The organism is Peptostreptococcus canis (assembly GCF_014229965.1).
Lineage (GTDB): Bacteria > Bacillota > Clostridia > Peptostreptococcales > Peptostreptococcaceae > Peptostreptococcus > Peptostreptococcus canis.
The window spans coordinates 140,872-155,238 of sequence record NZ_JABGBW010000003.1 but is presented as its reverse complement, the minus strand read 5'-3'; the positions used below and the strand labels follow the sequence as shown (position 1 = coordinate 155,238).

Below are 14,367 nucleotides of genomic sequence, written 5' to 3'. Positions count from 1 at the left end.
GATAGATATGAAAAACTCGATGCTTATAATCAATCCCACGGCAGGCAGCGCAAATGCACTGGACTTTAGGGATAAAATTGAAAAAAAATTAGGTGCATATTTTGAAACAGTGGATACAAGAATTACTGAAAAAGCAAAAGATGCTACGAAATTCGCTATTGAAGCTTGTGAAAAAAAATACGATTCAGTATTTGCGATAGGTGGAGATGGAACCGTAAATGAAGTGATCGCTGGGTTAGCGGAGAAAAAATATAGACCGAAGTTTGGAATTATTCCAGGAGGAACGGTCAATTTATTAGGTAGAGTCATAGGTCTTCCAATGAATATAGAGGAAACAATAGATTATTTTGATTTTGATAAGACTAAACATATTGACATAGGAAAGTCAAATTCTTCATACTTTAGTTATATTCTGAGTCTGGGTAAGGTTGCTGAAGGTATACATAATGTTGATATAGAAGAGAAAACTAAATTTGGAGCATTTGCCTATGCAAGGTCTTTTATAAAAAATATAGCAAAAGACAAGACACATCATATAAAGGTAGAAACTGAAAATGGAGTGTATGAAGGTGATGCAAGTCATGTTGTAGTTTTGCTTGCAGATTATTTTGGAGATTTTAAGATAGTAGATAATAATGAAGATACAGATGGGTATGCAAATGTTATGATACTCAAGGATTCAAATTTAATGTCTAAAATAAATATAATACCCGATATGATAAAAGGAAATATTGAAAAAAACGATAATATTGAATTTATAAAAGCAAAGAAAATTGTAATTAGTTCATCGGATGATGGAATAGAAACGGATGTTGATGGTGATAAAGGCGAATATTTGCCGGTTGAAATAAAGGTATTAAAAAATCATTTGGAAGTGTACTGTTAGATAATATAGCATCTATAAAATGTTTGATTTTTCAATGAAAGTAAGTTATAATAACATATTGGACGATATGTGAATTATTAAAGTGAATTTGGGAGGAATAAATAAATGGTAGATTTCAAAGAGGTCATTTCAGAATGTTTGAAACAAATGATAGATGAAATGACTATAGAAGAGATAAAATTATTGATAGAAGTACCGCCAAACAAAGAGATGGGAGACTATGCATTTCCATGTTTTAAACTGGCTAAAATTTTTAGGAAATCACCTAATATGATAGCGGAAGAAATTGCCAAAAATCTGTTACTAACAGAAGATATAACAAAAGTAATAAATCTGGGTGGATATGTGAATTTTTTTGTGAATAAAGAACAGCTTGCTAAAAAAGTAATAAATCAAGTTCTTAGCGAAAAAAGTGAATATGGAAAGAGTGATATGGGCAAGGGGAAAAAAGTAATAGTTGATTTCTCTTCTCCTAACATTGCAAAACCATTTCATATAGGTCATATCAGAACAACTGTCATAGGGAATGCACTTCATAAAATTTATGAATCTCAAGGGTATGATACTGTGAGAATAAATCATTTAGGGGACTATGGAACTCAGTTTGGTAAACTTATAGTAGCATATAAATTATGGGGAAATAAAGAGGCTGTTGAAGAAAATCCAATTAAGGAATTATTAAAATTATATGTTAAATTTCATGATGAAGCCGAACTAAAACCGGAAATGGAAGACGAAGCAAGGGCATGGTTTACAAAACTTGAGCATGGTGATCACGAGGCAAAGGAATTATGGCAGTGGTTTAGAGATGAGAGTCTAAAGGAATTTCAGAGAGTATATGATTTACTTGAAATAGATTTTGATTCATTTGCCGGTGAGAGTTTTTATTCAGATAAGATGGATGCAGTAGTTGAAGAATTGACAAAAAAAGGACTTTTAGTCGAATCTCAAGGTACTATGATTGTGGATTTGGAAGATGAAAATTTACCACCTGCATTAATTCAGAAAAATGATGGTTCAACTCTATATTTGACAAGAGATTTGGCTGCTGGGATATATAGAAAGAATACTTATGATTTCGAGAAATGCATATATGTAGTAGGATCTCAGCAAATTCTCCATTTTCAACAGTATTTTGCTGTGATAAAGAAAATGGGATACGATTGGTATAAAGATCTTATTCATGTTCCGTTCGGTATGGTTGCACTTGAAGAAGGGACTATGTCAACTAGAAAAGGTAGAGTAGTTTTCCTTGAAGATGTTCTTAATCAGGCTATCGAAAAAACAAAAGAAATAATTATAGAAAAAAACCCTGAGGCAGGAGATATTGATCAAATAGCTAAAGAGGTAGGAGTTGGCGCAGTTGTATTCCAAGAACTATCCAATAGCAGAATCAAAGACTATACGTTCTCGTGGGACAGAACACTTAGTTTTGAGGGCGAAACAGGACCATATGTACAATACACTCATGCGAGATGTTGTGCAGTGAAAAGAAAGGCAAATGAGGAAGTTACTGCTAATGTAAATTATGATTTGTTGGCGGACGAAGATGCTTCGGAAGTATTAAAAGTTATTGAAACATTTAATAAATCAATTGTTTTGGCCATGACAAAAAATGAACCTCATATAGTTACGAGATTTGTCTTGGATTTGGCACAAGCGTTCAATAAATTCTACCACAATAGACCTATTTTGGTAGATGACAAAGATTTAAAATTAGCGAGGTTGGCTCTTGTTGAAGCTACTAGACAAACAATAGAAAATGCCCTTAAATTATTAGGTATTAACTCTCCTACAAAAATGTAGTGAAATACAAAGATATGAGGTTGTAGAGCGCATTAGCTTAATAAATAAGAATATATTTTAAATCATTATAAATAAGCATATAGCTACCATTATTGTTGTTATTTTACAATAATAATGGTAGTTTTTTTATTTTTTTTAATATATGGAATATTGTATAATAATAAATAATATTTTGCATTAAATATACAACTTTTAAAAAAAAGGTTTTTTAATAGATTTGGTTAATATTTTTTCACATAAATTTCATATTAAAATCTCCTTACTTTTATTTCCGAGTTATATACTGTAGTAGAACAATATAAAATGTGTAATTTTCAACAGTGTTTTTTATTTTTTCAATTAACTTTTATATTGTAATTATTTAAATATTTAGGAGGTATTATTATGATTACATTTTTAATCGGTTTAGTAATACTTTTCGGTGGCGGACTATTATATGGTAAGTATGTGGAAAAAGTTTTCGGTCCAGATGATAGACCAACTCCAGCGATTAGTATAAATGACGGTGTTGACTATGTGCCTATGAGAAAGAGAAAAAATGCATTAATAGAATTATTAAATATTGCAGGTACAGGTCCAATATTAGGACCTATACAGGGAATATTATTCGGTCCAATAGCATTTATACTTATTCCAATAGGATGTGTACTTGGTGGAGCAATGCATGATTATTTTAGTGGTATGATTTCAATAAGAAGTAATGGTAAACAAATGCCGGCTCTGATAAAGGATCATTTGGGAGGAAAAGTATACAAAATTTATAATGTATTTGTTATATTCTTAATGATATTAGTCGGTTCTGTTTTTATTTATACTCCGGGAGATTTAATTGTCGGAAGTATTCTTAAGCAATCTTTGGATGTCAATAATCCAATTGTATGGATAGTTTATGGATGTATTTTCTTATATTATTTGGCAGCTACATTATTCCCGATAGATAAGATTATAGGTAGGATATATCCTATCTTTGGATTAATATTATTACTATCTGCTGTGGGTATATTCTTCGGGTTATTTATAAAAGGATATCAGTTAGATAATCTGACTCTTGCAAATGTAAGAGGAGTTCATCCACTTGGTGTTCCGATATTGCCAGTATTCTTTGTCACAGTTGCCTGTGGTATAGTATCCGGTTTCCATTCAACTCAGGCTACTTTAATTGGTAGATCTGTTGGAGATGAAAGGGAAGGAAGACGTACTTTCTATGATATGATGATTCTTGAAGGATTTATAGCTATGATTTGGGCTGCTGCAGCAATGGGAATTTATTACAAAGGTGTACCGGCTGAAATGGTAGGAAAACCGGGAGTTATAGGTCTTGTTGCTAATGATATGTTAGGAACAATTGGTGGATTTATAGCAGTTCTTGGTGTAATAGTACTTCCTATTACATCTGGAGATACTTCTCTACGTGCTGCAAGATTGATGATAGCTGATGCTATAGGATATGATCAGTCTAAGGCTCATAATAGAGTTATACTTTCAATTTTCATATTTATACCAGTTATAGCGATACTAATTTTTGCAAAGATGAATGCTCAGGGATTCAATATTCTATGGCAGTACTTTGCATGGGCGAACCAGACAATTGCAGTATTTGCTTTTGCAATGATTTCGCTTTATTTATACAAGAATAAAAAACCATATTTAATAAGTTTAATACCTGGCATGTTTTATATGTTTATCATAAGTTCATATTTACTGGGAGCTAAGATTGGATTTGGTTTACCACAGAATATAGCTAATATTATTGGACTTGTACTTGCATTTATCTATGCAGTTTTAATAGTAAATACTGGTAAAAAGGCATTAAATAATCTTGAAAAATTAACTGCTTAAGTGTTAGTACAGTAGATTATTACTTAAAATATATTAGATAAATAAGTTTAAAATAAGTAAAATATTGACTCACCATTACAAAATGTATTTGGTGGGTCTTTGTTTTTGTGATAAAATAAAAAAAGCAAGTAAAAATAGGAAATGGTGTAGATATGTCAAAGGAAAAAAATAAATGTCATAAATATAATGTTGATAACTTAATAAAAAAAGTATATGTTTCGTCTTTTGGTAGTGAAAATAGGGATATAGAATACCTTATATTAATTTGTACGAAAGTTATTTCCAATAATATTAAAACAAGAGAAATATCAATAAACATAGACAGATTATATGATGAGTTTATATATTTCAAATATTATTCGGAGAGAAGAAAAATATATTTGCTTAATTTTTTTCTACCTCTTATATTAGTGAATAGGAGTTTTGAAAATTATTCACATATTGCTGTCGATTTAGTGGATAAAATCACAAAATTTTACGGATATGAGAGTGAGAAATATAGGTATTTAGTAGATTTATTCTGCTATGATTTCATATTTAGAAAATTATTAAGTAAAGAAGAATTAGATGTGGAAAGTTTATTTATGAATATAAAGGAAAGTATTATAATATTTAATCCATATACAAATAACAGAAAAGATAATGTTAAATTTCAAGTTGAAAAAATAAGGTACATCAATTCCATACATAAACTAATAAACGATTACGAAAAAGGCATGGATTTAAAAACTAATATAGTGATATTTGATATTTTTTTGAGGTTATATTTAAAATCAATAGATGATGGTTCATATATTTTTGAAGAATTATCAAGTGATGGTTTGAATAATTTAAAACAAAATTCTGATATTTATACTGATGATGCGAAGAAAAATAATTTTCAAAAAGGCTATATTCATAAAGAAGATTTAGGTATAATCAGTATTGAAAATACGCTAAAAGAATTAATGCAGATTAGAGAAAATGCTATTTCAGAAACCAGACAAGCGGAAAATGAAGATGTTCGAAAGACGAGAATTAATTTTATAAAAGCCATGTCGGATTATATTATAAAAATAAGAAATTTTGAAATTCAAACAAAGTCATACAATGGAAAAACTACACCTAGAAAATTCTTAAATCTCAATGTAGGAGATAAAATATCAGATCCTATTTTTAGTAATGCAGAAGTGATATCAAAACTTATAGTAGATAATTGTTGTATAGTAGACTTAAAAACAAAAACGGGAAAGTATAAATTAACTTTTAAGGGTAGAAATAAGGATATAGAATAGAGGTTAGATATGAAAGTATTGCTCACAACTTTAAATTCTAAATTTATTCATACTAATTTAGCTATTAGGTATATAAGAGAATATTCTAGATATTTAGAAGGAGAATATTATAAACTTTTTTTAAAAGAATACACCATAAATAATTCCATAGATTTTATTATGAAAGATATAGTAAAAATGGATGTAGATATAATAGTTTTTTCGGTATATATTTGGAATATAGAAGATATAGTAAGAATATGTGAAAATTTAAAGAAGATAAAAAAAGAGATAATAATTTGTTTAGGCGGGCCTGAAGTAAGTTATGATTTCGAATACTCAATTGAAAAATACAAATTTGTAGACTATATTCTTTACGGCGAGGGAGAAGTTGTCTATAGAGATTTAATTTTATATTTCATGGGAAAAAAGTCGGTGGTGGATGTAAAAGGAATCTGCTATAGGAATCATAAAAATATAATAGTAAATGATGAGATGCCTCTAATTTGTAATTTGGATGAAATACCTAGCCCTTATGAAAATATTGACAGAACTGAATATGAAAACAAAATAGTATATTTTGAGTCCTCAAGAGGATGTCCTTTCAATTGCCAATATTGTCTATCTTCTGCCATAAAAGGTCTCAGATATTTTAGTATACCGAGAATAAAAAGAGATTTAAAAAACTTAATTGATGTGCGTGTATCTCAGATAAAATTTATTGACAGGACTTTTAATGCAAATAGAGAAATAGCTAAGGATATAATGAGTTTTCTTATGGAAAATGATAATGGTTATACTACCTATCATTTTGAAGTTACTGCACATTTAATTGATGATGAGATGCTGGAATTTTTAAAAGATTGTAAACCGGGATTATTTCAATTTGAAATTGGTGTTCAATCTACTAATGAGAAAACATTGATAGAAGTAGGGCGTACAGATGATTTTGGAAGGCTTACAAAAGTTGTAAATACAGTAAGTAGTTATAAAAATATACATCAACACCTGGATTTGATAGCAGGTCTTCCCTATGAAGACTATAACAGATTCGGAATATCATTTGATGATGTGTATAATCTGAAAGCCGAATGTCTTCAGTTGGGATTCTTGAAAATGATAAAAGGTACCGGTATCAGAAATAGATCTGATAAACATGGTTACATATATAAGGAGTATCCTCCTTATGAAATAATTTCCAATAATTATATTAGTTTCAATGAGATTCTAAAATTGAAGGATATAGAAGAAATTTTGGAAATATATTATAATTCCGGGAATTTTAAAGTTTCAGTTGATTATATTATAAATAGATATTATGATAGACCATTCGTTTTTTATGAAGAATTTTCCGGATTTTTCGATAAGAATGGATATTTTGATATGTCAAATGGAAAAAATAGGCTTTATGAGATATTTTTAGAATTTGTGTCTTGGAAATTAAATGATGATGAGGAAATTAATAAATTTAGGGAAATATTAAAATTTGATTATATCTCTCTTGGCAAGACGTCATCTTTACCGGTTTTTTTTAGCAGGATTGAGTCATATGATTATAAAAATAGAGGACATCAATTTCTTAAAAATGAAGAAAATCAAAGAAAATACACCTCTAACAGAGTGGGAGAGGCGGCTAAAAATTTGATAAAGTATGTTCAATTTGAAGAATTTGAATATAATGTAATAGATTTAAAAGACGATATTAATACGGAACTGGTTAAAAAACAAAATACTATATTATTTTATTATGATATAGATAAAATATTTGAAAAATCAAAAACCTATAAAGTAAAAATTTAAATAAAGTATTAGAAAGCTATTTAAAATGTTATAGTTTTAATATTGAAGGGTATTAGTATACTACCTTTATTGCGTAATGTGAAAGGATATTTGTATGAAAACAAGAATAGATAAATATATATTAGAAAAATCCGAGGAGCTTGTATTTATAACAATAGATGAAACAAATGAGTTGAGTCTGGAAGGGTATGAAGTTCCTGAAGGCGGATTAAAAGTTCCGCTAAAGAGTGATGTTTTGGTAAAATCAATCAAGGATAACAAAGCCCAAGAAGAGCTAAATATGATGTCTATGGTAGATGCGATGTTATTTATCCAAGGTGTTGACGAAGATTTTATGTATAATTGTGAATATGATAAGTTTATTGAATTTTTTTCAAAAAAAGTAAATTTCGATTATATGCAATATCTGGGTTTTATGTCTAATAAGAGTTATACAGAGGGTGAAATTACTGATGCACTTGTATATATAAAATCGTTTTTGCGAAGAGAACCTGAAAATGTTGATGCTCTTTATCAATTTTCGATTATTTGTCAGGAGCTGGCAATCAGATATCAAAAAGATGAAGAACTGGAATCCATGAATGATTTTTTGATGGCTGCTTTATATAGCTTAGAAAAGATTGTCGATTTAGATGATAAATTCTCATTAGCATATTATCAGTTAGGCTTTCATTATTCAAATCAAAAACAATTTGTTAAATCCAAATTAATATGGGAAAAAGCTTTAGATTATGGAATAGATGAGGATTTAGCAGGAGAGATACAGGATAATCTCGAAAAAATTGACTTTAAAGTTAGATATGAAGAAGGATATAACCTTGTTTTTCAAGGGAGAGCTGAAGAGGGATTGCAAAAATTACTTCCACTTGAACAGGATAATCCGGACTGGTGGAATTTATTATTTATAATTAGTGTAGCATACAAATCACTAGGCGATTTAGGAGAAGCGAAAAAATATTTAGAAAAAATACTTATAATTAGACCGACACAGGTTGACACATTAGTGGAAATGGCCTTATGTCTTGCCGAAGAGGGAAATTTAGAAGGTGCGATAGAATTTTTGACAAAAGCATCTAAATTGAGAAAGGATAATCCTGAGATACTTTGTAATTTGGGAATGGCATATCTACATAATGGAAATTACGATGAGGCTAAATACTATATCGAAATGGCATACGAAATAGATCCTACTGATGAGGTAACAGTGGCCTGTATGAGACAATTATAAGTTAACGAAAGGATGTGTTACTATAGAATCATTGAGTTTAGGAACGAATGTAAATTTTTTACTTGTTTTTTTAGAGGGTGTAGTTTCTTTCTTCTCACCTTGTGTAATACCTCTTATTCCATTATATATGGGATATTTAGCAGGTGGAGCTAAAACTACAGATTTAGAAGGAAGAAGTAAATATAGTAGAAGGTCAATAATGATTCACACGATATTCTTTATTTTGGGAATTTCGTCTGCATTTTTTATACTTGGTTTGGGATTTTCTTCACTAGGAACATTATTAAATAAAAACAGTGATATATTCTCTAAAGTAGGTGGTGCAATAATCATTTTAATGGGACTTAATCAGCTGGGATTATTTAGACTAAAATTTTTAAATAGAGAATTGAGAATTAACAAACAGGTAAGTAATAAGAATATGAATCCAATAATAGCATTTGTAATGGGATTTGGATTTAGTTTTGCATGGACACCTTGTGTGGGACCTGCACTTGCTTCTGTTCTTATATTGGCATCAAATGCAAATAGTGTACTAGTTGGAAATCTATATGTACTTTTGTATTCAGTTGGATTTTTGATTCCATTTATTGTTTTGGGATTATTTACGGGAGAAACGTTAAATTTTATTAAGAAGAAACCTCAAATAATGGATATAATAGTTAAAGTAGGCGGACTGGTTCTTGTTATTATGGGATTGATGCTTATATTAGGAACTTTTAGCAAATTTGAATCTCTATTTAATCCATCGGATAACTCAGGAGAAACAAATACTGCTATTAATGATAGTGTTGACAAATCAAAGAGAGAAAATAGTAATAAAAAAGACTCAGATACAACTAATAAAGCCATATCCGATACAAAGGGCGAAGATAAGAAAAAGAAAACTGCCAAAGATTCAGAAGAAAATAAAAATACTCCAAAAATGAAGGCAATAGAATTGAAAGACCAAAATGGAAATATAATTAATATTGAAAAAGATTATAAAGGAAAAGTTGTTTTTCTGAACTTCTTTGCAACCTGGTGTCCACCTTGTAGAGCAGAGATACCGGATATTCAGAAATTATATGAAGATAATGGCTACAACAAGCGGGATGTTGTAGTAATAGCTGTTGCTTCACCTGGTCAAGGTAGGGAAAAAAACGAAGCCGGTGTGAAGGAGTTCATAAAAAATAATGGAATAACTTATCCGGTTTTGATGGATAATACCGGAAAGGTTTTTCAAGAATATGGTGTTTATTCATTACCAACAACATATTTGATTGATAAGCAAAGTAAGATCTATGGGTACATAACGGGTGGAATTCCTAGAAAAATTATGGATAAGGCTGTAGATGATGCATTGCATAACAGACCTATAGAGTGATAAAAAACTTGAAAATAAAAAATAATTATAAGGCGATATTATCACAAAAAAAATAACAACAGAAAATAAAAAATACTGTTGACAAGAGTTTTTTTAGTGAGTATAATAGTCTACAATATAAAATTTAAAATTAGCCGATGAAAAAGAGAGTAGCTCAAATGAATTTTCAGCGAGTTGGAAAATGGTGCGAGTCCGATATTGAAGTTTGATGTGAAGAGAGCTTTGGAGGTTACTAGAAGAAATTAAGTATTTTAGTAGGTTTCCCGCCTTAAGGGTTTGAGTGGATAGAATTTCTATCAATTAGAGTGGTAACGCGGAATTTTCGTCTCTTGGTCAATTTTGACCAAGGGACTTTTTTGTATCGTAATTACTTATAGTAATCCGGAAACTATTTGTATATACAAATCTAATTAATTCTATCAACAAGAGTGGTACCACGATAAATCGTCTCTTGGATTAATATCCAGGAGCTTTTTTTATACGATGTATTCTAGAATTCCGTATAAATGATATGTATTTTTGTCAAACAAGTTAAAAAGTAATTTTATTAGGGGGTATTGAAAATGAAAAAAATGGCAAAATTTATAAGTATAGTTTTGATAATGGCAATTTCAATTTCGGTAGCTGCTTGCAGCAAAAGTGATGTTAGTGATAAAGTACAGAATAATAAATTACAAATGATAAAGGACAAAGGAAAGCTTGTCGTAGGAACTTCTCCAGCATATCCTCCGTTTGAATTTGTAATAGGGAAAGGTGGAAAAAGTGAAGTTGTTGGTGCAGATATAGATCTATCGAAAAAAATAGCAGAAAAACTGGGAGTTGAGTTGGAAATTTCTACAATGGATTTTGATACTATAATTCCTTCCTTAAATTCAGGGAAAATAGATATTGCGGTGACAGGTATGACACCGACAGAAGAAAGAAAAAAATCCGTGGATTTTTCAGATATTTATTTTGAAGGCGTAAATTCCGTAGTAGTTAATGAAAGTTTCAAGGGTGATATAAAAAATGAGAGCGATTTGAAAAATCTAAAAATAGGTGTTCAAAAAGGTAGTACTCAAGAAATATATGCAAAAGAAATTTTGAAGGCAGAAAAAGTAAAATCACTAAATACAGTTCTTGATTTGGTAATGGATATGAAAAATGGAAATTTAGATGCAGTTATTATGAGCGATATTGTTGCAAAAATAAATAAAAAACAGACTTCAGGGATAAAAATTATTGAAAATATAGAATTAAAAGGAGATCAAAGTTCTGAAACTGCAGCAGTTGCGCTGAAAAAAGGGGATAATGAAGAACTATTGAAAGAAATAAATTCTGTAATTAAAGAGTTAAAAGACAGTGGGGAATATGACAAGATATTAAATAAAAACATAGATACAGCTAGCAAAGTACATTAAAAAATAATAAAATATTAAAATTTATAGGAAAGGAAATATGAAAATGGCAAAAATTGTTTTAGCATATTCGGGAGGATTGGATACATCGGTAATAATACCATGGTTAAAGGAAAATTATGATGGATGCGAAGTAATAGCAACTTGTGTAGATGTAGGACAGGGAGATGAATTGGATGTTGTGTATGAAAAGGCATTAAAAAGCGGTGCCAGCAAATGCTATATTATAGACGCAAAAGAGGAATTTGTAAAAGACTACGTATGGCCAATGTTAAAGTCGGGAGCTATTTATGAGGGGAAATATTTATTGGGAACTTCGATAGCCCGCCCGCTGATTTCGAAAGAATTAGTGAAAGTGGCTAAAAAAGAAAATGCAGATTATATTTGCCACGGAGCAACGGGGAAAGGAAATGATCAGGTAAGATTTGAACTTTCCGTAAAGGCATTAAGCCCGGATACAAAAATAATTGCTCCTTGGAGAGTATGGGATATTAAATCACGTGAAGATGCCATTGATTACGCTAATAAACATGGTATTGAAGTTCCGGTAACTAAAAAGCGCCCATATAGTATGGATAGAAATGTACTTCATTTAAGTCATGAAGGTGGAGATCTTGAAAATCCTGCTAACCAACCAATAGATGACCTTTGCTTGATTTGCAATAATATAGAGAAAGCACCCGATAATCCGGAGTATGTTACGATAGGATTTGAAAAGGGGGCACCTGTCTCTATAAATGGAGAAAAATTGGAACCTCTTCAATTGCTGGAAAAAGCAAATGAAATTGCGGCAATTAATGGAGTAGGAATACTAGATTTAGTTGAAAATCGTCTGGTTGGAATGAAATCAAGAGGTGTATATGAAACACCGGGTGGAACATTGCTGTACGAGGCTCATAAGGTATTGGAGAGTCTTGTACTTGACAGAAATACAATGTCTTTTAAATCCCAGGTCGCTATAAAATATTCGGAGCTTTTATATGATGGCATGTGGTTTACTCCGTTAATGAAAGCACTTCAGGCTTTTGTAGAAAGTACTCAGGAGTATTGCACCGGAGAGGTAAAGATGAAACTGTATAAAGGAAATTGTTTTTCAGTGGGAGTAACTTCTCCCTATTCATTATATAGTGAAGAAATGGTTACTTTTGGTGAAGACAATGTGTACGAACAGTCAGATGCTGAAGGATTTATAAACCTTTACGGTTTGCCATTAAAAATGAATGCTATGATGAAGCAAAAAAATAATATCAAGTTATTTTAGTTAAATCGTTATATTAATTGGAGGAATTTATGAAAAAGTTATGGGGAGGACGTTTTGAAAAAAATACAGATGCATTGATGGAAGATTTCAATTCGTCGATAAGTTTTGACAAAAAATTATATAAATATGATATAGAGGGAAGTATTGCTCATGCAATTATGTTAGGAGAAACGGGGATAATAAAAGAAGAGGAATCTCATCAAATAATAGAAGGTTTGAAATCAATTAGAAAAGATATCGAATTGGACAGATTTGATTTTGATAAAAAACATGAAGATATTCATATGAATATAGAAGCAGGGGTGATTGATAAAATCGGTGAAGTGGCTAAAAAATTGCATACGGCCAGAAGCAGAAATGATCAGGTGGCTTTAGATCTTAAAATGTATTCCAGAGATTCGGTCAAAATGATACAAACTTTATTAAAGGAATGGATAGAAGCTCTTGTTGATGTTTCAGAAAAAAATATAGATACTATTATGCCTGGATATACTCACTTGCAGAGAGCCCAGCCCATAACTTTTGCTCATAATTTGATGGCACATGCAGAGATGGCGGTTAGAGATTATAAGCGCCTTGAATCTTGGCTAAATATTCATAATACAATGCCTTTGGGAAGCGGGGCATTGGCAGGAACAACATTTCCAATTGACAGATATAGAACTTGTGAATTATTAGGATTTGAAAGTCCTTGTCTTAATTCGTTAGATGGAGTAAGTGATAGGGATTATGTGGTGGATTTGTTGAGTGCCTGTAGTGTTGGGATGATGCATTTAAGCAGAATTTGCGAGGAACTTGTAATTTGGTCCACTCAAGAATTTTCATTTATTGAAATAGATGATGCCTATAGTACAGGAAGTTCGATGATGCCGCAAAAGAAGAATCCCGATGCGGCAGAGTTAATAAGAGGTAAGACAGGTAGAGTATATGGAGATTTAATGGCAATACTTACCACGCTTAAAGGACTTCCTCTTGCATATAATAAAGATATGCAGGAGGATAAAGAATGTTTATTCGATGGTGTAGAGACATGGATTAAATCTTTAAGTATAATAATCCCTATGATAAAAACGATGAAAATTAAATTTAAAAATACTTTTGAAGCGACAAAAGGCGGATTTACAAATGCTACTGATTTAGCGGATTATTTAGTAAAAAAAGGTGTGGCGTTTAGAAATGCACATAAGATTACCGGAGAAATCGTGCTTGATTGTATATATAAGGGGATTTCGCTAAATGATATCAGTCTGGAAGAGTATAAAATTTATTCAGAGAAAATAGATGATGATATTTATAAGTATATTAGCCTGGAAGAGTGTGTTAATAAGAGAAACAGTATAGGTGGTCCAAGTAAAGAACAGGTCAGTAATCATATAGATATTTTGAAAAAGTATGTAAATACCCTATCTACAATAAGTGATATATAACATTAAAAAATAATGAAAATCTATATCAAAACTGTTGACATATATTTAAACGCTTGCTATAATGAAATCAGATATTTATTGAAATTAAAAATCAGTATCCTTTC

The 14,367-nt window shown here is 30.6% G+C and carries 10 protein-coding genes and 1 other annotated feature; all 10 genes read left to right on the top strand.

What is annotated here, in order from left to right; all coding sequences use genetic code 11:
• Positions 1-7: 7 nt before the first annotated feature.
• The 10 genes from HLB29_RS06080 (at position 8) to argH (ending at position 14,263) form a co-directional block, all read left to right on the top strand.
• Complete coding sequence (locus HLB29_RS06080; protein ID WP_185624267.1) at positions 8-886, top strand: diacylglycerol/lipid kinase family protein; 879 nt, start codon at positions 8-10, stop codon at positions 884-886.
• Between the two features lie 105 nt (positions 887-991).
• Positions 992-2,692 carry an arginine--tRNA ligase gene (argS, locus tag HLB29_RS06075; RefSeq protein ID WP_185624266.1) on the top strand — a complete coding sequence of 567 codons (1,701 nt, stop codon included), beginning with the start codon at positions 992-994 and terminating at the stop codon, positions 2,690-2,692.
• A gap of 384 nt (positions 2,693-3,076) precedes the next feature.
• Positions 3,077-4,531, top strand: a complete 1,455-nt coding sequence (locus HLB29_RS06070; RefSeq protein WP_185624265.1) for a carbon starvation CstA family protein — start codon at positions 3,077-3,079, stop codon at positions 4,529-4,531.
• Positions 4,532-4,683: 152 nt separating this feature from the next.
• The gene (locus tag HLB29_RS06065) at positions 4,684-5,805 is read left to right on the top strand and encodes a hypothetical protein (RefSeq protein WP_185624264.1); all 1,122 of its coding nucleotides are present in this window, start codon (positions 4,684-4,686) and stop codon (positions 5,803-5,805) included.
• Between the two features lie 9 nt (positions 5,806-5,814).
• On the top strand, positions 5,815-7,584 hold the full coding sequence (locus HLB29_RS06060) for a B12-binding domain-containing radical SAM protein (RefSeq protein WP_185624263.1): 1,770 nt from the start codon (positions 5,815-5,817) through the stop codon (positions 7,582-7,584).
• A 94-nt stretch (positions 7,585-7,678) separates the two neighbouring features.
• Complete coding sequence (locus HLB29_RS06055; RefSeq protein WP_185624262.1) at positions 7,679-8,812, top strand: tetratricopeptide repeat protein; 1,134 nt, start codon at positions 7,679-7,681, stop codon at positions 8,810-8,812.
• 31 nt (positions 8,813-8,843) lie between these two features.
• Positions 8,844-10,178, top strand: a complete 1,335-nt coding sequence (locus HLB29_RS06050; RefSeq protein WP_243155098.1) for a cytochrome c biogenesis protein/redoxin — start codon at positions 8,844-8,846, stop codon at positions 10,176-10,178.
• A 128-nt stretch (positions 10,179-10,306) separates the two neighbouring features.
• Positions 10,307-10,511 (top strand) — a binding site (T-box leader).
• A 230-nt stretch (positions 10,512-10,741) separates the two neighbouring features.
• On the top strand, positions 10,742-11,578 hold the full coding sequence (locus HLB29_RS06045; protein WP_185624261.1) for a transporter substrate-binding domain-containing protein: 837 nt from the start codon (positions 10,742-10,744) through the stop codon (positions 11,576-11,578).
• Between the two features lie 37 nt (positions 11,579-11,615).
• Positions 11,616-12,836, top strand: a complete 1,221-nt coding sequence (locus HLB29_RS06040; protein WP_334298242.1) for an argininosuccinate synthase — start codon at positions 11,616-11,618, stop codon at positions 12,834-12,836.
• Positions 12,837-12,865: 29 nt separating this feature from the next.
• Positions 12,866-14,263 (top strand): argininosuccinate lyase, encoded by a 1,398-nt coding sequence (gene argH / locus HLB29_RS06035; protein WP_185624260.1) that lies wholly within the window; start codon positions 12,866-12,868, stop codon positions 14,261-14,263.
• The last annotated feature ends 104 nt before the right edge of the window (positions 14,264-14,367 follow it).

Excerpts from the sequence above, each read along its gene's own strand:
- HLB29_RS06080 (WP_185624267.1), top strand. The coding sequence starts at position 8 with ATGAAAAACTCGATGCTTATAATCAATCCCACGGCAGGCAGCGCAAAT.
- argS (WP_185624266.1), top strand. The coding sequence starts at position 992 with ATGGTAGATTTCAAAGAGGTCATTTCAGAATGTTTGAAACAAATGATA.
- HLB29_RS06070 (WP_185624265.1), top strand. The coding sequence starts at position 3,077 with ATGATTACATTTTTAATCGGTTTAGTAATACTTTTCGGTGGCGGACTA.
- HLB29_RS06065 (WP_185624264.1), top strand. The coding sequence starts at position 4,684 with ATGTCAAAGGAAAAAAATAAATGTCATAAATATAATGTTGATAACTTA.
- HLB29_RS06060 (WP_185624263.1), top strand. The coding sequence starts at position 5,815 with ATGAAAGTATTGCTCACAACTTTAAATTCTAAATTTATTCATACTAAT.
- HLB29_RS06055 (WP_185624262.1), top strand. The coding sequence starts at position 7,679 with ATGAAAACAAGAATAGATAAATATATATTAGAAAAATCCGAGGAGCTT.
- HLB29_RS06045 (WP_185624261.1), top strand. The coding sequence starts at position 10,742 with ATGAAAAAAATGGCAAAATTTATAAGTATAGTTTTGATAATGGCAATT.
- HLB29_RS06040 (WP_334298242.1), top strand. The coding sequence starts at position 11,616 with ATGAAAATGGCAAAAATTGTTTTAGCATATTCGGGAGGATTGGATACA.
- argH (WP_185624260.1), top strand. The coding sequence starts at position 12,866 with ATGAAAAAGTTATGGGGAGGACGTTTTGAAAAAAATACAGATGCATTG.